Genomic DNA, 22,272 nt, shown 5'->3' with positions numbered 1-22,272 from the left:
ATGGCTCCTTTCTGATTCTAGTTCTATCGTATCAAAAAAGAGAAGGTAACGGTTATAAAGAGCAACGTTTTTTCTTCGTCTTGATTTCTATTAATAAGTTAAGTAAACGATCTAATTCTTGGCTGAAAGAAATTACTTTATGATGAGTGAATCCGTACTTTTCAACGAGATAGATCAATTCTTTCTTCTTCGCTTCTATGCGATCATTTAGTTTCGTTACGTTCATAAGTGAAATGAAATGCCTCCTGTAAAAGTATTTACAACACAAAAAATAAGACCGAATGAATTCGGCCTTAAAGGAAATAAAACAACTTATCAATAGCATACACTGTTTATTGGTAGTTTTTAATATGAAAATGAAAAATAAATCATGATTCATATTGAGAAAGATGTGTCTGATAATTATATTTTAACGAATAAGAGAGGCTGCCTAATTAGGAGACAGCCTGTAAAGTATTAACCGTTATGATATTTGTACATCCAGAGGATACCGGATTTTAGTAACCTTGGTACACGTCCCATTAATGGTTGGTTTGCTAGCAAACCAAAGCCATGCTTCTTACCAAGAGAGCCGAGAACACCTTTTAATTTAATGACAGGTAGTTCGTCAGGAAGTGGTTCATTATGCCAACGTTTTAATAATATTTGGACAATTTGTTCCCCTTGACCTTCAGCAAGTTGTGCAGATGGTGCGTGTGGAAGTGCTGCACAATCTCCTACAACATATACGTGCTCGTTATTTGGAATATTGTGATATTTTGTTAAAACAACCCGTCCGCTACCATCTTGTTCAACTGGAAGGTTTCGAACAACTTCATTTGCTTGAATACCAGCTGTCCAGACGATTGCATCACATTCAAGTGGTTCATCGTGGTTGTACACAATATTTGGCTCTACTTTTGTAATGTTAGAGTTTCGTATAATAGTAACTTTATGTTTTACGAACCATTCTTCTACATATCTACTTAATTTCTCTGGATATGGGAATAAAATTCTATCTTTTCGATCAAATAAGTAAATTTTTAAATCAGAACGGCTTTCGCGAAGTTCACTTGCAACTTCAACGCCACTTAATCCAGCACCAACGACAGCTACCGTTGCATTTGGTTCTAGACTATTTAATTGTTCATATGTCTTACGTGTTTGTTCAATCGATTGTAGGCTATGTGTATATTCCTTCGCCCCAGGAACGTTATGATATTTATCCTCACAGCCAAGTCCAATAATTAAATCATCATATTGGATTGCTTCGCCGCCATCGAGATGAACAGCTTTTTCTTCGAGATCAATATTTGTTACTGTGCCGTATTGAATATTGAGGCGTGGGTGTTCAGGAAACGGTATACGAATATGCGTTTCTGAAATAGTACCCGCAACTAATGCATAATATTCAGTTTTGAAGCAATGATATGGTACTTTGTCGATTAATGTCACTTGTACATCATCCGGAAGTTGGTTGCTTGGAAGTAGCCGTTGCAGAATTCTCATTCCACCGTAGCCGCCACCTAATATTACGAGGTGTTTCATGATGGATTACCCCTTTTCTGTTGAAATATCCCCTAATCATAAAATTTTATATTAATAAAATATTTTGACTTTACTCAATCAAATTATATCGAATTTGTGAACAAATAACAATGCATGAATGAATACTCTGTTGTACAATAAGAAGAAAAGTAGAGTAAACGATCTGCATTATTTAGTTACCATTTCATCGTAAATAGCATGTTATATAGAAGGAATCATCTATTTTGAAGTGAAATAATGAAGTAACTAAATAGTTTAGAAGGTGTAATGAAAACAACAAGAAACAGCTTAGTTTTTTTCTTATAGATGAAGTCAGAAAGTAATTTGTTTTGTAGTACAGGGGGGAGAATTTTGATTAAACCATTAATTGAATTTTGTGTAGGTAACCTTGCGAGTGGTTCACAAGCCGCTTTAGAGAAATTAGAAAAAGATCCGAATTTAGATGTAATGGAGTATGGTTGTTTAGGATATTGTGGTATTTGTTTTGAAGGACCGTTTGCTCTTGTAAATGGTGAAGTGGTACAAGGGGCTACAGTAGAAGAACTTGTTAATAATGTATATGAGTATTTGGATGAAAATCCAATGTTTTAAGGTGTTGCAATCGGCAGCACCTTTTTCTTTTTCTATTAGATAAAATTTTATTTCGCAGGGGAGGATAATATTGTATATAAATAAAAAAGGCCCTTTTTAGAAGGGCTTTTTTCTTACACAATTTGCGCAAGAATGGCTCATCGCCAAATGTTGTCAAATATGAGAAACGGGGGACATTCATATTGTGTTCTAAAAGCGTGCATTTTATACTTGAAATAACAAATTATTTTTGGAGTGAATACAAATGAGCCAATTTTCTTTTACAAAAATGCATGGTCTTGGCAATAGTTATATATATGTAAATATGTTTGAAGAACAAATTCCTGAAGAAGATTTAGCTCTTGTGGCGGAAAAGGTTTCAAATATTAATACTGGTATTGGAGCAGATGGAATGATTTTAATTTGTCCGTCTGACGTAGCGCCGGTGAAAATGCGCATGTTTAATAATGATGGATCAGAAGGAAAGAGCTGTGGTAACGGTCTACGCTGCGTAGCGAAATATGCGTATGAGCATAAACTAGTAGAAGATACAGTTTTCACAATTGAAACGTTAGCTGGCATTGTAACGGCTGAAGTAACGGTAGAAGAAGGGAAAGTTACGTTAGCGAAAATTGATATGGGAGCACCGCGTTTAACGCGTGCAGAAATACCGATGCTTGGCGAAGGTGAAACACCATTTATTCGTGAAAACTTCTTATACAATAACCATCGTTATGCATTTACAGCTGTTTCAATGGGAAATCCGCATGCAGTTATTTTTGTGGATGATGTAGAACAAGCACCTCTTACAACACTTGGACCAGTTCTTGAGACACATGAAATGTTCCCAGAACGAGTAAATGTTGAATTCATTGAGATTTTGAATGAGGAAGAGATGAACTTCCGCGTTTGGGAACGTGGATCTGGTGTAACACAAGCTTGCGGAACAGGGGCGTGCGCTGCAGTTGTAGCCTCTATTTTAAATGGAAAAATGGAACGTGGTAAGGAAATTACAGTTCATTTAGCTGGTGGCGATTTAATGATTGCATGGACAGAAGAAGGCAACGTGTTAATGAAAGGACCAGCAGAAGTAATTTGCCACGGAGTGTATGAGTACAAGATAGAAGCGTAAAGATGTATAATAGAACGAGAACAGAAAGGATGGTGTATTTCATGATTGAAGTAACAGAACAAGCAGCTTTTCAAATTAAAGATATGTTAAAAGATGCTGAAGATGGAGAGAAGTACGTGCGCCTTGCTGTACACGGCGGCGGATGTAGTGGTCTTTCTTACGGCTTAGGATTTGAAGTAGAACCAAAAGAAGACGACACAGTTCTTGAGTTTTTCGGTGTCGAATTTGTTATCGATAAAGAAAGTGCTCCGATTGTTAAAGGAGTAAAAATTGATTATAAACAATCTATGCTTGGCGGCGGATTCACAATTGATAATCCAAACGCAATCGCATCATGCGGATGTGGATCATCTTTCCGTACAGCGACGAATGCTGGTAAGCCAGAAGAGTGCTAAGTTTTTAGTTGAAATAGAGAAAGACCTTTTTAGCGATGGAGTGCAATCGTTAAGGAGGTCTTTTCTTTTGGTGTAAAAGTCCAATTGATAAGAACTTATTAAAGTTTTACTGTATCTTTGCATAGATACAAGTATCAGTTAGTTGTTTGCCGTCAGCTGAAAAATCTTCATTGCGTAATATCCCTTCAAGTTCAAAGCCTAGTTTTTCAGGAATCGCACGACTTTTCGTGTTATTACATTCACATCGTATTTCAATCCTTCTAAATTTGAATAACTGAAATCCAAGGTTTGTTAAAGCACTTACTGTTTCTGTTATGTATCCACTGCCACTAAATTGTGTGTTAACCCAGTATCCAATTTCACATTTAGAAACATTCCAATCAATTCGGTGAAGGCTAGCTGTTCCAACAAAATCATTCGTCTCCTTATGGTAGATAAGGTAGCGAAAGCTTTCTCTTTTCAAAAAATCTATATGGGCATTTCTCAGAAGATTTTCCGTTTCTTCAACAGTAGGAATTGACTGGAATAGAGACAACCATTGCTTTAATTCATGAATTGAATCTTTAATAGCTTTATGTACTACATTCCCTTCACCTGCTTGAAGTGGTGCTCGAAGAATGAGTCTGTCTGTTTCTATTTGTAACGGAACATCTAATAAAATAGGATTCATATTATTTCTCCCCTCAAAACCTTTAAATTAGGACAGAATGAAACTTATGTAAAAAAACTTTCGTTCAAAAGTTAGAGAACAATAAATATATATTCACTTCATCATTTAGAAATCCTTTTTCATATATTGACTTCTAATTTCTTTATCAGTTATTTGAGCTTTAAGTATTCTTTTTCCAGTTATAATTGAAGGGTAGAAAGAGGGGATATATGCTGGAAAATATTTTTGAATTTATATTGAAGTACGTTATAGGTCCTATTTTTAGATGTATAAGATACCTTGTGATAGATATTATAATAGAATGCATAATAGAAGGTGTAATAAACGGTATAAGGAAATTACGTGATAAGTGGCGAAAGTGGCGTGAAAGACGTTATTGGCGGTAATAGGTACATAAAAAATTGGCAGTAAAGAGATAGAGGATAAAAAGCCTTAAGGGAGATGATTCATTCATTTCCCTTAAGGTTTTTTATAATGAAGTAGTAGCAACTCATCTATATTTAGAATCTGTACTCATGCCAATTGGTGACGGCATGACGGTTTCTAAAGTGAAGCAATAATTATTATCTTACAAAAGTGTAATGTTCATGTCATGTTTTTGAATTTCTTCTTTAAGCTTTGGGCTTTAAGATAACAATATAAGAAAAAACATATGAGGTGAAGGAAATGAAAAGATATATTGCACTGTTTAGTATTTTAGTTGTATTCGCAAGTCTTTTAGTTGGTTGTGATATTAACCGTATGGGGAAAGATCAGTACTATGTTCAAATCACAGCTGATGGAATTGAAAAAAATGAGAAGTCTGATAGCGGAGAGCCATACAAATATTTTGAGTATAAATTAAAAGGGTTCGATAAAGATGGAAAAGAAAAAGAATTAGAATTCACAGCTCAAAAAAACTTACGTAAAGATGCATTCCTACGCGTATACCACTCAGATAAAAAAGGTGTTTCGGCTTGGGAAGAAGTTAAGAAAGATGAGCTTCCTGCGAAAGTGAAAGAAAAATTAGGTGCAAAATAAGAAAGAAAAAAGGAATTGACGAACAGGGTCAATTCCTTTTTATATTTTCAAAATCATCTTCTGAAATGACTGTAAATCCATGTCTTTTGAATAAAGCAGTTGTTACCCCGTAACCAGTTTGTTTATTCCCGTTAAATTCTCCTGTATAAATTGTGGAACTACCACAAGAGGGACTGCGTTCTTTTAAAATAATATATTCTGGGCGCAAATCTTTCATTTGTTCTAATGCTTTATAAGCACCATTTACAAAAGCTTCCGTGACATCTTCACCGTCTTTTGTCATCACTTTCGCTTTTCCATCCAAAACGTCATCGCCATTCCCGCCAATAATTTCAGCTGAGGGACGAGGCGTTGGCAATCCTCCTAATACTTCGGGGCAAATGAGGAGTGTCTCTTCTTGTTGCAGCAAATCCCCTATTTTTGAAACGAGATTGTCATTTCCATCATACCGACAAGCGATACCACCTAAACAAGCGCTAATTACGATCATATTTTCATCTCCACTAAAAAAATATTAAATAGCACGCCAAATCCCCTTCCTGCCTCTTACTTATAAATGAGGTGATAAAAATGGGAAGCTTATATAACTTAATGAAACCATATAGTGAATTTCGAAGTAAAGAAGAGTTTAATACATATCAAAAACAAGTTTTGAAATGCTACCGATTTCAATTGAATAAAACAGATGCTACCATTATTCATTTTTTAGGAAAGTATGCAGTGAATGAGAAACAGAAAACAGTGGGGGTTGCTTGTCCGTTAATGGAGACGATTGCGACGAATGTTGGAAAAAGTATTCGTACAGTACGCCGCTCCATTGCAAAGTTAGAGGAATTAGGAATTATAAAGCGTGTTGCAACGAAAGAAAGACATAAACGCGGCGGATATAGTGCGAACTTATATGTTTTTCTTACATCTGCAATTGACCGCATGGATGACCGTATGAAATTGTCCGCATGTGAAAGTGAGAATTATGCAGCTGGCTGTAGTGGAATGGGGCAAAAATATGAGGGGGAAACAATTCTTTCTAAAAACATTCCACAAATAAAAGAGAATAGAAAAGTAACGTACGAGCTTGATGAGACGTATTGCCGTCATGATATACCGAAGCCTTTTATATATGCACTTCTGCCGATGACGAGTAATCCGAAGAAGATTAATATATTTTGGAGTAAGGTGGAGCTTGCTTATAAAAAGAGCGGATTATTAGAGCAAGGTGTTTTACTGGAGCAAATATTAGCTGATGAAGAAGTGTATGGAAATTTCATTTGGCGCGTAAAAAGTGTTGTGAGAGCGTATAAATATGGAGAAATCCGTAAAAATGTTAAGGCTCTTTTATATAGTACAGTGCGAGATTTATTTTTAGAGGTTGGATTAGAATGGGGAGCAGCTGCGAGAAGAAGTAAGGGGATACCGTTATTTGATCCGTTTAAAAAGGAGCCATGCGTAAATGCATGACTCCAAGTAGTTAATCAAACTTTCTTACAACTGGAACACGAATCGCTACAAATAGTACGAAGACGATAACGGCGATTGCACCACTTTTCATAACGGTTACGATTGGAATTCCTATTGCAAGCGCGATAGATGTGAATGCATAAGAAAGCGGGATAAAGCCCATTGATGATAGCATAAGTAAACTCATTACGCGTCCCATCATTTCTTCTTTCACTGTCGATTGAATCATCGCCATAAGCGGAACGATAGCCATTGCAATTGTAATACCGTAAAACATGCCAGCTAATAATGCTTGCCAAAGTACGGTGCTAAAGTTGATGGATAAGAAGAAAACACCAGACAGTAGCATCATGATAATGCAAAATAGACCGCGTCTACGATTAATATTTTTTAAACCGACAATGACTGCGCCTATTGCCATTCCGCCTCCTACAGACGCTTCTAAGTAACTGAATTGAAGTGAGTCACCGTGTAGAACATTTTTAACGAAAAGTGGGAAACCGACCTGCATCGGACCGATTAAAAATAAGTTTAAAAATGCGCTACAAATAAGGAAAGTTGAAAGAAACGGTGATTCCTTTACATATAAAATTCCTTCTTTAATAGAAGTAAACATGCCTTTGTCTGTATTTTGCTGCTCTGGCATCGTAAATTGTATTTTTTGAACGAGTATGGCTGCGACAATGAGTAATAAAATTGTAATCGAAAAAATCGTTTCATAGTTCGTAAATTTAATAAGAATGCCGCCAAGTACAGGGCCTAAGATGACCGATGCTTGGTTTGTCATTTGTGTAAGTGAGTTTGCTTGTGTTAAACGGCTTTTTTCTACAAGTTCAGGCAAGATAGATCCATCAGCCGACCAGAAAAAAGCATCAGCAAGTCCAAAGAATAAAGCGAATAAAGCAAATGTATATAGTGTTACGTCACCTACGATGAACCATGTAAGGATAGTTGCGACGAGAATAGCACGAACAATATTAGAATAAAACATAATGTTTTTTTTCGGGAATTTATCAGCTACAGCGCCGCCGATAATCATAAAAATAAGCCTTGGAACACTAAGAGCTACGAAAACAACACCGAGTGATGCTTCAAGGTTTAATGTTTTTGCTATGTACCACGTTTGTGAAAAAGTAAAAAAGGCTAAAGCGAAACTTGAAAAAAGAGTAGCTGCCCAAAGAAAAAGGAAATTCGTATTTTTTAATAACGGTTTTCCGCTTCTTTCTAAAGCAGATTTATTTTGTTGTAGTTCCTCCATATTGCTTCCTTTCTATGTGACAAATTTAAACTAAAAAACTTGTTAACAATCACTTTATCCCGCGTTAACGGGCAGTAAAACTCCCACCTCAAAATTGGGCTCGAGCAAAGAAGTTAGGTGGGAGACTAACTGCCCGTAAACGTCCGATTGGTGAGGGCTAATACTCAGTGGTGGGGGATGAATCCCCCCACCACTGAGTATAGTTTCACTTTATACAGTTTCTAATATTTCTATACTGCACTTTCTCATTGTAGACAATTATGTTGGATTTGCACAGTGGCTATTTAACGACAAAAAAGAAGATACCAAATGGTATCTTCTTTTTTGTCGTTTAGGCTAATGCAATATAAATATCTAATTGTACGTTAGTTGGATCTAACGCTCTTTCATCATAAAGCTCAAAGTCTGTTGTAAAAGCACGTTTGTTTTCCTTTGACCATTTCCAAATATATTCCCAAGCCTCGCAAACGACTTCAGCAACCGGTCCCTTTCTCGTTGTAAATACCGCATACGTAGCGGCAGGTATTGTTAAAGTTGTCATATTTTCAGGAACGTCTTCTAATGAAGAAACAGGCATGCCAATTGTGTATTTATATGTACCCGTTTCATCTGATTCGTAATTTGAGTAGAAAGCGAATGTTTCTTTCGTTTGTTGATTTGGAATGTGGTGCATGATTTGTTCTTGGAAGTACCGGTTCCAAAGCCCGGGAATTTTCCCTTCAGTAGATGCCTCTTTTTCGTTGGTCGTCGTAATCGAAATGCCGATTGCTTGGAAAGCTTCTTTTTTTACGATGATAGGTTCTTTCATTTTAAAATATCCCCCTTATTATACAGAACATTTGTTCTTGTTTAATATAACATATTTTTACATATAACGGTTACTATTTTTAAAAAATTTCAATGATACATAACAAACTGGGATAAGTAAAAAATGGTAAATTTATCATTGTATGTATAAATAGATTATGGAGTATGTTAAGATTTTTATGTATCCTTAAACTGTTATATAAACCTATATCATAGGGGCTTTTTACTATAAGTAAAAAGTGGTAGAGGTTTATATGAGTATCCGATATATATACTATTTTTAATAAATTAAAATAGTAATATTCTATGAGATTTATATTGTTGAAATAACGATTTCAACGATAGATTTTCATAGGACGGATTGTTGCGAGTGGATATATATTGTTATGTTTTCGTCTATAAGTAGACGGATAGCAAATATATAGGAAGGAGAAAGGTACAAGATATGAAGAAATCGTTGAAGTGTTTTAATGTCGTAACAATAATCGCACTTCTCCTATCCATCACCTTGCCTTCACCTAGTGCTTTTGCAGAGATGCATAAGAAGAGCTGGGATGAGTTACAAGGAAATGATGTAAGAATTAAGGCAGAGCAAGTAAATGCTGAAATATATAGGGGAGAAGTAGCTGAGAGGGAGCACGTATTTCAATATACGATTGAAAATACGGGAGATACACCAATTCAAGAATTGGTGCTTAAACAAAGTAATGAAAATGAAATTACGTTCCTCTCGCAATCTGTGAAAGTAAACGGAGAGAAGTTACCTGAAAATAAAGTGGCTGATTTCTATGTAGAAGAAAAAGATAAGGGAGGAAAGCTTCTTTCTTCTAATCTTAAAATTCGAGATTTAAAATCACATGAAAAAATGACGGTGTTAATAAAAGGTAGTCGCAAGCAGCATTTTAATAAAGAGTACAAACAAAAGATTAGTGTGCAAAAAGATCAAGTACAAATAGGGAGCATGTCCGTTGATGTTGAAGGGATTCCCTCTGAAGAAAAAGTAGAAGCTAATGCTGATGATGAGCCTGACAGTAGTAAGAAAGAAGTAGGTCCATCAGCTGATAGTACAACTAAAAAAGTTGATGAAAAGCTAAAAGTATCTGCAGAAGATAAAAATAAATCTACATTAAAAACAGAACTGCCAAAACAACCAGTAACTGAAGCTGAGAAACAGCCAGAAAAAGAGGCAGCAAAGCAGAGTAATGCAGAAGTACAAGCTGCGTCAGAGAATGCTTCGAAGGTTCAAATCCAAGTAGGAGATAAGCAAGGGTTTGGAGATCCGCTGTATTCTACAATTGCTGCTGGTAATTTAGTACAGACTGGTAATGTAACACTTGGTTTGACAACTGATCATTATGGCAGACAAAGTATGGGGTATAAGACGAATAAAATGACTGTGGACGTTGATAACGATGATAGTACTTTTAATTCGTCAACAGGAGCTTTTCCTAATATTCCCGCTGGAAGTAAAGTGAAAAAGGCCTACCTATTTTGGACAGCAGCAATGGGGTTACCGGGAAATATTGCTGATAGAAAAGTTACCGAGGATCAAGTAAGGCAACCAGTCAAAATGAGAATGGGTAATAAAGAATATGCAGAGGTAAGTGCTGATAGCATACGAAAAGCGGATAGCTTACCTTTTATTTCTAATTACTCAGGTGCTGGTGCTGGTTATGTTGCATATGCGGATGTAACAAATGTAATTGCACAACAAGGAATTTCTCAAACGTTGACAGTTGCGAATGTACCACAAATTAAAGATGTAACAGGTGGCGGCTATTACTGGGGCAATTGGAATCTTATATTAGTGTACGAAAACTATAAAGAAACCGTAAAAGATATGAAGATTTGGGAAGGGTTAGTTTCTCAAAAAAGCGCAGCTTGGACAGATATTAGTATTAATAAAATAAACACGCCAAAAGAAGGTGCTTTTAAGGCGAAATTTAGTTATTTTTCTTCACAAGGTGATCCAGCTGAGAAAGATGGATATGCATATGATTATGGAGAATACGATTTTGGCGCTGGATATATAAAAATAAAAAACATTAATGGTAAAGATAATGATGCAAATGATTCTTCTATGACAGAAGTGCAAGTAGACGGCACGAATGAATTTGTTACAAAAAAATATCCAGGATATAACCCGGATTGGACAAATTCATTCAGTACTGATATTCATACGTATCATCTTGAAGGACCGAATCAAGTAAAAAATGATTTAAAAGAAGCAAAAATGCGTTTTAGGGCAAATAGTGGCTATGGTGATATTTACGTATTAAACAATGCTACATTCGTTACAGAACATAATGCGCCAAACTTACAAGTAGATAAAAAGGCATTAGATAGTGCCGGAAAAGAAATTAAGGAAGTTAAAGCTGGCGAAGAGATTACGTACCAAATTGAAGTGAAAAATGATACGAAGAACAATCAAGCGCCGGTATCTAATGTAAAAGGATTTGATAAATTAGATGATCGATTAGAGTATGTCCCGGGATCAATTCAATATGTTACTGGTAGCAATACAGGACAAAAAACAGATGATACAAGCGATGATGAAGCAGAGTTTGTAAATAATCAAATTGATTTCCGTATTGGTGAAGGAGCAGATGCTAAAGACGGTGGTGTTTTAAAGCCTGGGGAAAGTGCCGTTCTTACATTTAAGGTGAAAGTGAAAGAATCTATAAAATTAAATACAACAGTAAAAAACGTCGTTGCTGTAAAGGGACAAGATAGTGCCGAGATAAAGTATGAGAGTGAAGACGATGCAAATGTTACGGTTACGATTCCAAAAGAGGTTCCTGGAGAAATAGAAGCGAGAAAAATAGCTTCTAATAAATCACCGAAGTTAGGTGATGAGGTAGAGTATCGTATTACATTTAAAAATAAAGTCAAAGATGGACGTCTAGATGTATTGACGATTGAAGACCAATTACCGAGTAGGCTTGAGTTTGTGAAAGACAGTTTGAAAGCTGAAGGTGTACAGCCAGAGCCAGTAGAACTGAAATTTGAAAATGGAAAAATCATTGCAAAGTATCCAGCAATTACGGATATGGAAGAAAGAAGTATTGTTTTTAAAACAAAAGTAAAAGAAACTGCAAAAATTGGTGAAGAAATTGTTAATAAAGCAATTGTTAGTGATAAAACAAATCCACCAAAGAATATAGAAGAAAAGATTACACCGCAGCATAAGGTTGGCAAGATTAATGCAAAGAAAAAAGCAACAAATAAGCATCCGAAGCTAGGAGAAGAATTTGAATATCAAATTAGCTTCAACAATACGGTGGAAAACGGAAAACTAGAGGCCGTTACAATAGAAGATGAAATTCCAGCTAACTTGGAATTTGTTCAAGGCAGTGAGAGAGCTGAAGGTGCTGGACCAAGTCCAGTAGAGTTAAAAGTAGAAAATGGTAAGGTAATCGCAAAATATCCAGAAATTACGGATACAAAAGAGCGAAGCATCATTTTTAAAGTGAAAGTAAAAGAAGAAGCAAAAGCAGGAGAAACAATTGTTAATAAAGCAGTTGTGAGCGATCCGAATGGTCAGTCTGAGCATCCAGAAGAAAAGGTTACGCCAGATTATAAAGACGGTAAAGTAGATGTAGATAAAAGTGTAACGAATCAAACACCAAAACTAGGAGAAGAAGTGGAGTACCGCATTACATTTCATAATACGGTAGAAAACGGAAAGCTAGAAAAGGTATTGGTAGAAGATACATTGCCTGCAGGTGTTGAATACGTGAAAGATAGTTTGAACGCTGAAGGCATCAAACCAGAGCCAGTAGAACTAAAAATGGAAAATGGCAAAGTAATTGCAAAGTATCCAGAAATTAAGGATACAGAAAAAAGAAGTATTGTTTTTAAAGTAAAAGTAAAAGATTCGGCAAAAGTAGGGGAGGCAATTGTAAATAAAGCAATTGCAAAAGATTCGACACATGATCCTGTGGATGCAAAAGTTGTTATTACACCGCAAAGTAAAAAAGGTGAAATTGCTGCTACAAAGGTAGTTAATAATGAAAAGCCACAGCTAGGAGAAGAAATCGAATATCGAATTAGTTTTCATAATACGGTAGAGAATGGAAAACTAGCAGAGGTGCGAGTAGAAGATACGATCCCAAAAGGTCTTGAATATGTAGAAAATAGCATTAAGGCTGAAGGGGAAGCACCGGGTCCAGTAGAATTAACAGTTGAAGCTGGGGTAGTTAAAGTTAAGTATATCGATATTACGGATACGAAAGAAAGAAGTATTGTCTTTAAAGTAAAAGTGAAGGAAGAAGCAGAAGTAGGCAAAGAAATTGTTAATAAAGCAATTGTTGATGATACGAAACATCCGGCAATTGAGCCGGAAGAAAGAATTACCCCGCAATATAAAGAAGGGATAATTGATGCGGCTAAGATAGTAGATAATCCATCACCAAAACTAGGAGAAGAAGTGGAATACCGAATTAGCTTTAAGAATACGGTAGAAAACGGAAAACTAGAAAAGGTAAAAATAGAGGATACAATCCCTAACGGTTTAGAGTATGTAAAAGGTAGTGAAAAGGCGGAAGGCGATAAACCAGCTCCAGTAAAGTTACATGTGAAAGATGGAAAAGTTATTGCTGAATACGAAAATATTACAGATACGAAAGAAAGAAGTATCATCTTTAAAGTAAAGGTGAAAGAAGAAGCGGAAGTAGGCAAGGAAATCGTCAATCAGGCAATTGTTGATGATACGAAAGATTCGAAAAAGCCAGAAGCAAAAATTACGCCATTACACAAGGACGGAAAAATTAAAGCAAAGAAAAGCGTAAATAATGAAACACCGAAGTTAGGAGAAGAAGTAGAATACCGAATTAGCTTTAAAAATACGGTAAAGAACGGAAAACTAGCAGAGGTGAAAATAGAAGATACTTTACCAGAGGGCTTAGAGTATGTAGAAAATAGTTTGAAAGCAGAAGGTGCCGGACCAAATCCAGTAGAGTTGAAAATGGAAAATGGGAAGGTAATGGCGAAGTATCCAGAGATTACGGATATAGAAGAAAGAAGTATTACTTTTAAAGTAAAAGTAAAAGAAGAAGCAAAAGTCGGTGAGAAAATCGTCAATCAGGCAATTGTTGATGATACGGAACATGATCCAATTAACCCAAAAGCAGAAATTACTCCTCAGTATAAAGATGGGAAAATTGAAGCGGAAAAGGTTGTAAATAATCGATCACCGAAGTTAGAAGAAGTAGTAGAATACCGAATTAGCTTTAAGAATACGGTAGAGCATGGAAAGCTAGCGGAGGTAATAATAGAAGATGATTTACCAAATGGATTAGAGTACGTGAAAGGTAGTTTACAAGCGGAAGGTTCTAAGCCGGATCCGGTGGAATTGAAATTTGAAAACGGTAAGGTAATGGTGAAGTATCCAGAGATTACGGATACAAAAGAGAGAAGTATCACTTTTAAAGTGAAAGTAAAAGGTAACGTGAGCGATACAATTGTCAATGAAGCAATTGTGAGCGATACGAAACATCCGCCAGAGACACCGAAAGCAGAAATTATTCCGCAGCATAAAGACGGAAAACTTGAAGCGAAAAAAGTAGTAAATAATCTATTACCGAAGTTAGGAGAAGAAGTAGAATACCGAATTAGCTTTAAAAATACGGTAGAAAACGGAAAACTAGCAGAGGTAAAAATAGAAGATACTTTACCAGAAGGTTTAGAGTATGTAGAAAACAGTTTGAAAGCAGAAGGTGCCGGAACAGATTCAGTAGAACTGAAATTTGAAAACGGTAAGATAATGGCGAAGTATCCAGAGATTACGGATACAAAAGAGAGAAGTATCACCTTTAAAGTGAAAGTAAAAGATGAAGTGAAAATTGGTGGAAAAATCGTCAATAAAGCAATTATTGATGATACGAAAAAAGAGCCAGAAACACCGACGGCAGAAATTACACCGCAGCATAAAGATGGAAAACTTGAAGCGAAAAAAGTAGTAAATAATCCGTCGCCGAAGTTAGGGGAAGAAGTAGAATACCGAATTAGCTTTAAAAATACGGTAGAGAACGGAAAACTAGCAGAGGTGAGAATAGAAGATAATTTACCAAATGGCTTAGAGTATGTGAAAGATAGTGTGAAAGCAGAAGGATCTAAGCCAGGGCCGGTAGAACTGCAAGTAAAAGACGGAAAGGTAATCGCCAAATATCCAGAGATTACGGATAAAGAAGAAAGAAGTATCGTCTTTAAGGCGAAAGTAAAAGAAGATTTCAAAGTTGGAGAAGGAATTGTCAATAAAGTAGTTGTTGATGACACAAAAGATCCAACGACTTCAGAAGTAACGATTACCCCAGAATATAAAGACGGTAAGCTGAAAGCTGAGAAATTTGTAAATAATAAGAAGCCGAAATTAGGAGAAGAAGTAGAATACCGAATTAACTTTAAAAATACGGTAGAAAACGGAAAACTAGTAGAGGTTAAAGTAGAAGATGAAATTCCAGCTGGACTAGAGTATGTGGAGAACAGTTTACAAGCAGAAGGTTCTAAACCAAGTCCGGTAGAACTGAAATTTGAAAACGGCAAGGTAATGGCAAAGTACCCAGTAATTACAGATACAAAAGAAAGAAGTATTGTCTTTAAAGCGAAAGTAAAAGAAGAAGCAGAAATAGGCAAGGAAATCGTTAATAAGGCAATCGTAGTAGATACAAAAAATGAGCCAAAAGAACCTTATGTGGAAATTACGCCGCAATATAAAGATGGTAAAATTGCGGCGGAGAAAGTGGCGAATAATCATAAGCCAAAACTAGGAGAAGAAGTAGAATACCGAATTCGTTTTAAAAACACGGTAGAAAACGGGAAACTAACAGAGGTAAACATAAAGGATACATTACCAAAAGGTTTAGAGTATGTAGAAGGCAGCATCACGGCAGAAGGTTCTAAACCGAAACCAGTAGAACTTAAAGTTGAGAATGGAAAAGTAACAGCAAAGTATCCAGCAATTACAGATACAGAGGAAAGAAGCATTGTCTTTAAAGCGAAGGTAAAAGAAAGCGTAAAAGCGGGAGAAGAAATCGTAAATGAGGCGATTATAGATGATACAAAAAATGTACCAGAAGAGCCTTATGTACCGATTACACCGCAATATAAAGACGGAAAAATTGAGGCAAGAAAAGAAGTAAGTAATTACGAACCGAAGCTAGGCGAGGAAATCGAATATCGAATTATTTTTAATAATACGGTGAAGGATGGAAAGCTAGCAGAGGTGAAGATAGAAGATGAAATTCCAGCTGGCTTAGAGTTTGTACAAGGAAGCGAAAAGGCAGAAGGTGCAGAGCAAAAACCTGTGGAGTTGAAGGTAGAAAATGGTAAGGTAATTGCAACGTATGCAGAGATTATGGATACGGAAGAAAGAAGTATTGTCTTTAAAGTAAAGGTGAAAGAATCAGTTACAATAGGAAAGGCTATTACAAATAAAGCAATTATTCATGTGGATGATCCGAACCATCCTATAATTGAACCAACCGCAAAAATTACACCGCAACATAAAGAAGGTAAGATTGCTGCTCATAAAAAGGTAAATAATGATAAACCGAAGCTAGGAGAAGAAATCGAATACCGCATTTCATTTAGTAATACGGTGAAAGATGGAAAGCTGGCAGAGGTGAAGATAGAAGATGAAATTCCTTCTGGTTTAGAATATGTGAAAGATAGTCTAAAAGCAGAAGGTGATGAGCCGGCGCCAGTAGAGTTGAAAGAAGAAGCTGGTAAGGTTACCGCGAAGTATGAAAATATTACTGACACGAAAGAAAGAAGTATTATCTTTAAAGTGAAGGTGAAAGATTCAGTTGAAGTGGACAAAGCAATTGTAAATAAAGCAATTGTTGATGATACAAAAAATCCACCAGAGCGACCAGAAGTAGATATTACACCGCAACATAAAGACGGTAAAGTTAAAGCCGATAAAAAGGTAAGTAAAAAGGATCCAAAGCTAGGAGAAGAAGTAGAGTATCAAATTCGTTTTAAAAATACGGTAGAAAACGGAAAGCTAGCAGAGGTGAAAATTGAGGATCAATTACCAACTGGTTTAGAGTATGTGAAGGATAGTTTAAAATCAGAAGGTAATGAACCAAATCCAGTAGAGTTAAAAGAAGAAGCTGGGAAAATTACAGCGAAGTATGAGAATATCACTGATACAGCTGAGCGTAGTATTATCTTTAAAGTGAAAGTAACGGAAGTAGCAAAAGTCGGTAAGAAAATTGTGAATACGGCAATTGTGGATGATGATAATCCGAAGAATCCTCCGCAAAAACCAGAAGCAATTATTACGCCGGAGTATAAAGATGGAAAACTAAAAGCTGAGAAAACAGTAAATAATCCAGCTCCAAAATTAGGAGAAGAAGTAGAGTATCGAATTACTTTCCGTAACGTAGTAGAGCATGGAAAAGTAGCGAAGGTGAAGATTAAGGATGAATTACCAACGGGCTTAGAGTTTGTAGAAGGTAGTGAAAGAGCCGAGGGAGAGAATCCGAAACCGTTGTATGTGAAAGTGAAAAATGGAATCGTCCTTGCGGAATATCCAGAAATTACGGATACGAAAGAAAGAAGTATCGTCTTTAAAGTGAAAGTGAAAGAAAAAGCTAAAGTAGGCGAAGAGATTGTGAACAAGGCGATTGTGGAAGATACAATAAATCCACCAGAGCAACCGAATATCTCTATTCAGCCTCAATATAAAGATGGTGCATTACAAGCAGAAAAAACAGTAAGTAATCATGAACCGAAGTTAGGAGAAGAAGTAGAATATCGAATTAGCTTTGAAAATACGGTAGAAAACGGTAAAGTAGCCGAGGTAAAGGTAGAAGATGAAATTCCAGCCGGTTTAGAATACGTACAAGATAGTATAAAGTCTGATGGGCCGGAACCACATCCAGTGGAACTTAAAGTAGAGAATGGAAAAGTAACAGCAAAGTATTCAGAAATTACGGATACGAAAAAAAGAAGTATCATCTTTAAAGTGAGAGTACAAGAGACGGTACAAGTAGGAAAAGAGATTGTAAACAAGGCGATTGTTGATGATAATAATCCGACGACTCCGCCAGTTGAGTCACTTATACCAATCACACCGCAATATAAAGATGGGAAACTAGAGGCAAGGAAAGAAGTAAGTAATCATGAACCGAAGCTAGGAGAAGAAATTGAATATCGAATTACTTTTAACGGCACAGTAGATGGCGGGAAGTTAGTTGATGTGAAAATTGAAGATGAAATTCCAGCCGGTTTAGAATATGTGAAAGATAGTCTAGAGGCTATAGGTGATAAGCCTGTACCAACAGAGCTTAAAGTAGAGAATGGAAAAGTAACAGCGAAGTATCCAGACATCATGGATACGAAAGAAAGAAGTATCATCTTTAAAGTAAAGGTAAAAGAAACAGTAAAAGTTGGAGGGGAAATAACAAATAAAGCGATTATTCATGTGGATGATCCGAACCATCTAGTTATAGAACCGACAGCGACAATAAAGCCAGAATATAAAGATGGTCAGTTAAAAGCAACGAAGACAGTAAGTAATAAAGAACCGAAGCTAGGAGAAGAAGTAGAATACCGAATTAGCTTTAAAAATATGGTAGAAAACGGTAAAGTAGCCGAGGTGAAGGTAGAAGATGAAATTCCAGCTGGTTTAGAATACGTGCAAGATAGTCTTAGATTTGAAGGTGCTGAGCCAAATCCAGTAGAGTTAAAAGTGGAGTTTGGAAAAGTAATCGTGAAATATCTAGACATTGTGGATATGAAAGAACGTAGTATTGTTTTTAAAGCGAAGGTAAAAGAAGCACCAAGTAAAGGGATAACAAATAGAGCGGTAGTGGATGATGGAATAAATCCGCCACTTGAGCCTACAATTACAATTTTACCGAAAACAAAAGAAGATTTTAAGATACCGGAAGAACCAGAAGTGAAACCGGAAGATCCGAAAGAACCAGAGGTGAAACCGGAAGATCCGAAAGAACCAGAAGTGAAACCGGAAGATCCGAAAGAACCAGAGGTGAAACCGGAAGATCCGAAAGAACCAGAAGTGAAACCGGAAGATCCGAAAGAACCAGAAGTGAAACCAGAGGATCCGAAAGAACCAGAAGTAAAACCGGAAGATCCGAAAGAACCAGAAGTGAAACCAGAGGATCCGAAAGAACCAGAAGTGAAGCCGGAAGATCCGAAAGAACCAGAAGTGAAACCGGAAGATCCGAAAGAACCAGAAGTGAAACCAGAGGATCCGAAAGAACCAGAAGTGAAACCGGAAGATCCGAAAGAACCAGAAGTGAAGCCGGAAGATCCGAAAGAACCAGAAGTGAAACCGGAAGATCCGAAAGAACCAGAAGTGAAACCGGAAGATCCGAAAGAACCAGAGGTGAAACCGGAAGATCCGAAAGAACCAGAGGTGAAACTGGAAGATCCGAAGAAACCAGAAGTAAAGCTGGAGAAACCGGAAGTAAGATTGGAAAAATTAATTAAAGAGCCGCAAGTAAAAGTAGAGAGAGAATTACCGAAAACAGGGGCAGCGTCTCCGTGGATGATGTCAGTTGGTGCGGGAATTTCATTCTTAGTTGGCGGAGTATTATTTGTATTAGGTAGAAGAAGAAAACAATAATTCTTTTTAGATGAAAAGCAAAATGAGTTCGATTTTGTATCGGATTCATTTTGCTTTTGTTTTCTGATATAAAAGGAAAAGCTCCTTCCATGCGTGGAAGGAGCTTTATTTTTGTATATTAAAACATACTAGAGCTGTGCATCGGTTGGAGTTTTGCGTTTGGATCGAAGTAAGCTTTCGCATTGTTTACTGCTGTTGGTGCTTCACCGAAGCCGCAAGCAATGAGTTTTACTTTTCCTTCATATGTACAAATGTCACCAGCAGCGTAAATGCCAGGAATATTTGTTTCCATTTTCGAGTTCACGAGAATGCTATTTTTTTGTATATCTAAGCCCCAGTTTTTAATTGGGCCAAGGGAAGAAACGAAGCCGTAGTTTACGATTACGTCATCAACATCGATGATAATTTTTTCTTCCGTTTTTACATGCTGAAGAACGACTTGTTCAATTTTGTCATCACCAATGAGTTCTACTGGGACGTACGGTGTGCTTACTTCTGCACGAGAGTTCATTAAGCTTTCTACGCTATGTTCATGCGCGCGGAATTTATCACGGCGATGAACGATTGTAACTTTGTCAGCGATCGGCTCTAACATCATTGTCCAGTCAACAGCTGAATCGCCGCCGCCAAATACTACGACGCGCTTACCAGCAAATTTATTCATATCATCAACGAAATAATGTAAGTTTTTCTTTTCATACTTTGCTGTTCCTTCTAATTCTAAGCGGCGTGGTTGGAAAGCACCATTGCCAGCAGTAATAATAACTGATTTAGAATAGTGAGTTTGCTTATTCGTAACAAGTTTAAATATACCGTCAGCTTGTTTCTCAAGCGTATCAACAGCTTCTTCTAAACAAACGGTTGGATCAAATTTCTTCATTTGCTCTTTTAAGTTATCAACTAATTCTTGTGCGCGCACTTTCGGGAATCCGGCTACATCATAAATGTATTTTTCAGGGTAGAGCGCGGATAATTGTCCTCCAAGCTGAGGTAAGCTTTCAATAATTTTTACACTTGCTTGTCTCATACCACCATAAAATGCTGTGAATAGTCCTGTTGGCCCACCACCAATAATTGTTATGTCGTAAACTTTTTGATTTTCTGCCACTTTCATTCCCCCTATAGATGGAATTTTGATATTGATTTCATATATTGTTCATATGTACACGAAAATCCTGCAAATGATGACACTTTCAAATAAATGATAGCATATTTGAGTGCATAATACTTCTGAAAACGACTGAATTGTGTGTAAGTTTTCGCATAGATGTTTTTTACATTGTATAAAATATACAGAAAGGAAAATACATGAAAAAAAGGCTGAAAAACCCTTGAAAACGCTATGTTATTTTAAAATATTGATAATTCTCCAGACGCTTGAATTCTGGAATAAAACCGACTAATATAGGGAAGTATTATGTTAAATTTCTATGACAAAATTCGTACGATTTTTTGAATGCGTTTTGTTATGATATAGAATGTGATAAATTCCACATTCTTGACAAATAGAGTTTTTAGTACTTGGTATTATTTTTCATTACTATTATATAAAGAAAAGGGTTGTGATTTGGTGAAGACTCCAAAAATCGTAGTTTTAGGTGCAGGTTATGGCGGGATGATTACGACTGTTCGTCTGCAAAAAGCATTATCTGTAAATGAAGCTGAAATTACGTTAGTAAACAACAACAGCTATCACTACCAAGCGACTTGGTTACACGAGAGCGCAGCTGGTACATTACAAGATGAAAAAATCTGTCTAGATATTCAAGACGTTATTGATACAAATAAAGTGAACTTTGTACAAGATACAGTAGTAGAAATTAAAGCAGCTGAAAAACGCATTATCTTAAAAGACGGCGAGTTAGAATATGACTACTTAGTAATCGGTCTTGGTTTCGAATCAGAAACATTCGGAATTACAGGATTAAAAGAGCATGCATTCTCAATCGCTAACATTAATGCAACTCGTCAAATTCGTGAGCATATGGAAGCTAGCTTCGCTAAATATGCAGATGAAAAGCGCGATGAGTTAGTAACAATCGTTGTTGGTGGTGCTGGATTTACTGGTATCGAGTACGTAGGTGAGCTTGCAAACCGTGTTCCGGAACTTTGCAAACAGTACAATGTACCACGTGAAAAAGCACGTATTATCTGTGTAGAAGCTGCTCCAACAGCACTTCCAGGTTTCGATCCAGCATTAGTAGAATACGCTGTGAAACAACTTGAGAAAAAAGGTGTAGAATTCCGCATCGGTACAGCAATTAAAGAAGCAACTGAAGAAGGTATTATTGTTGCAAACGGTGATGATACTGAATTAATTAAGTCTGAAACAGTAGTTTGGGCTGCAGGTGTTCGTGGTAACGGTATTGTGGAAGAGTCTGGCTTTGAAGCAATGCGCGGACGTGTAAAAGTTGATGAGTACATGCACGCTCCAGGATACGAAGATGTATTCATGGTTGGTGACGCAGCGTTAATCATTAACGAAGAAATTAACCGTCCATACCCACCAACAGCACAAATCGCAATTCAACAAGGTTACAACATTGCGCACAACTTAACTGTGTTAGTTCGTGGTAAAGGCGAAATGAAGAAATTCGTATTCGACAATAAAGGATCTGTATGTTCTTTAGGTCATGACGATGCAATGGGCGTTGTTATGGGCAAAAAGTTAACAGGTTGGAAAGCTTCCTTCATGAAGAAAGTGATTGATAACCGTTACCTATTCTTATTAGGTGGACCTTTATTAGTTCTTAAAAAAGGTAAATTAAAATTCTTTTAATATATAGTAGAAAAAGCAGAAACGGCTAAGAGCTGTTTCTGCTTTTTTCATTTAAAAAA

At 36.5% G+C, this 22,272-nt stretch carries 14 protein-coding genes and 1 pseudogene; 8 read left to right on the top strand and 7 right to left on the bottom strand.

The window, feature by feature from the left end; genetic code table 11:
- Window positions 1–52 precede the first annotated feature (52 nt).
- Window positions 53–226, bottom strand: a complete 174-nt coding sequence (locus ACTT1L_RS11360; RefSeq protein WP_001103328.1) for an aspartyl-phosphate phosphatase Spo0E family protein — start codon at window positions 224–226, stop codon at window positions 53–55.
- Window positions 227–456: 230 nt separating this feature from the next.
- Window positions 457–1,527, bottom strand: a complete 1,071-nt coding sequence (locus ACTT1L_RS11355; RefSeq protein ID WP_000682073.1) for an NAD(P)/FAD-dependent oxidoreductase — start codon at window positions 1,525–1,527, stop codon at window positions 457–459.
- A gap of 351 nt (window positions 1,528–1,878) precedes the next feature.
- Here ACTT1L_RS11355 and ACTT1L_RS11350 point away from each other — a divergent pair, with 351 nt between their 5' ends.
- From ACTT1L_RS11350 to ACTT1L_RS11340, 3 genes are all read left to right on the top strand, one after another.
- The gene (locus ACTT1L_RS11350; RefSeq protein WP_000595026.1) at window positions 1,879–2,118 is read left to right on the top strand and encodes a YuzB family protein; all 240 of its coding nucleotides are present in this window, start codon (window positions 1,879–1,881) and stop codon (window positions 2,116–2,118) included.
- Window positions 2,119–2,362: 244 nt separating this feature from the next.
- Entirely contained in the window at window positions 2,363–3,229 is an 867-nt protein-coding gene (dapF, locus tag ACTT1L_RS11345) for a diaminopimelate epimerase (protein ID WP_000077385.1), read from the top strand.
- Window positions 3,230–3,270: 41 nt separating this feature from the next.
- The gene (locus ACTT1L_RS11340) at window positions 3,271–3,624 is read left to right on the top strand and encodes a HesB/IscA family protein (protein ID WP_000573822.1); all 354 of its coding nucleotides are present in this window, start codon (window positions 3,271–3,273) and stop codon (window positions 3,622–3,624) included.
- Window positions 3,625–3,730: 106 nt separating this feature from the next.
- Here the strand turns inward: ACTT1L_RS11340 and ACTT1L_RS11335 are convergent, their stop codons facing one another.
- Entirely contained in the window at window positions 3,731–4,294 is a 564-nt protein-coding gene (locus tag ACTT1L_RS11335) for a GNAT family N-acetyltransferase (protein ID WP_442821913.1), read from the bottom strand.
- A 470-nt stretch (window positions 4,295–4,764) separates the two neighbouring features.
- On the opposite strand from ACTT1L_RS11335, the pseudogene ACTT1L_RS11330 reads away from it, so the two are divergent.
- Together ACTT1L_RS11330 and ACTT1L_RS11325 are read left to right on the top strand one after the other, a co-directional pair.
- A pseudogene (locus tag ACTT1L_RS11330) lies at window positions 4,765–4,854 on the top strand (methyltransferase); the annotation flags it as partial.
- 106 nt (window positions 4,855–4,960) lie between these two features.
- Entirely contained in the window at window positions 4,961–5,314 is a 354-nt protein-coding gene (locus tag ACTT1L_RS11325; protein ID WP_000833137.1) for a YxeA family protein, read from the top strand.
- A 28-nt stretch (window positions 5,315–5,342) separates the two neighbouring features.
- On the opposite strand, the gene ACTT1L_RS11320 is transcribed toward ACTT1L_RS11325, so the two are convergent.
- A complete protein-coding gene (locus ACTT1L_RS11320; RefSeq protein WP_000635515.1) occupies window positions 5,343–5,804 on the bottom strand; it encodes a DUF523 domain-containing protein in 462 nt (153 codons plus the stop codon).
- A gap of 80 nt (window positions 5,805–5,884) precedes the next feature.
- Here ACTT1L_RS11320 and ACTT1L_RS11315 point away from each other — a divergent pair, with 80 nt between their 5' ends.
- Window positions 5,885–6,772, top strand: a complete 888-nt coding sequence (locus ACTT1L_RS11315; RefSeq protein ID WP_163072410.1) for a helix-turn-helix domain-containing protein — start codon at window positions 5,885–5,887, stop codon at window positions 6,770–6,772.
- A gap of 10 nt (window positions 6,773–6,782) precedes the next feature.
- On the opposite strand, the gene ACTT1L_RS11310 is transcribed toward ACTT1L_RS11315, so the two are convergent.
- Window positions 6,783–8,030: an MFS transporter gene (locus ACTT1L_RS11310; RefSeq protein ID WP_163072411.1), complete on the bottom strand. Its 1,248-nt coding sequence runs from the start codon at window positions 8,028–8,030 to the stop codon at window positions 6,783–6,785.
- 331 nt (window positions 8,031–8,361) lie between these two features.
- The gene (locus tag ACTT1L_RS11305) at window positions 8,362–8,838 is read right to left on the bottom strand and encodes a GyrI-like domain-containing protein (RefSeq protein WP_076873561.1); all 477 of its coding nucleotides are present in this window, start codon (window positions 8,836–8,838) and stop codon (window positions 8,362–8,364) included.
- A gap of 444 nt (window positions 8,839–9,282) precedes the next feature.
- Between ACTT1L_RS11305 and ACTT1L_RS11300 the strand changes: the two genes are divergently transcribed.
- Window positions 9,283–19,434 carry an isopeptide-forming domain-containing fimbrial protein gene (locus ACTT1L_RS11300; RefSeq protein WP_442821912.1) on the top strand — a complete coding sequence of 3,384 codons (10,152 nt, stop codon included), beginning with the start codon at window positions 9,283–9,285 and terminating at the stop codon, window positions 19,432–19,434.
- Between the two features lie 118 nt (window positions 19,435–19,552).
- On the opposite strand, the gene ACTT1L_RS11295 is transcribed toward ACTT1L_RS11300, so the two are convergent.
- Entirely contained in the window at window positions 19,553–20,542 is a 990-nt protein-coding gene (locus ACTT1L_RS11295; protein WP_000829779.1) for an NAD(P)/FAD-dependent oxidoreductase, read from the bottom strand.
- A 462-nt stretch (window positions 20,543–21,004) separates the two neighbouring features.
- On the opposite strand from ACTT1L_RS11295, the gene ACTT1L_RS11290 reads away from it, so the two are divergent.
- A complete protein-coding gene (locus tag ACTT1L_RS11290; RefSeq protein ID WP_000856615.1) occupies window positions 21,005–22,213 on the top strand; it encodes an NAD(P)/FAD-dependent oxidoreductase in 1,209 nt (402 codons plus the stop codon).
- Window positions 22,214–22,272: the final 59 nt, after the last annotated feature.

This window comes from Bacillus sp. FH (assembly GCF_052216825.1).
Taxonomy (GTDB): domain Bacteria; phylum Bacillota; class Bacilli; order Bacillales; family Bacillaceae_G; genus Bacillus_A; species Bacillus_A paranthracis.
This window is presented reverse-complemented; position numbering and strand designations above follow the sequence as displayed.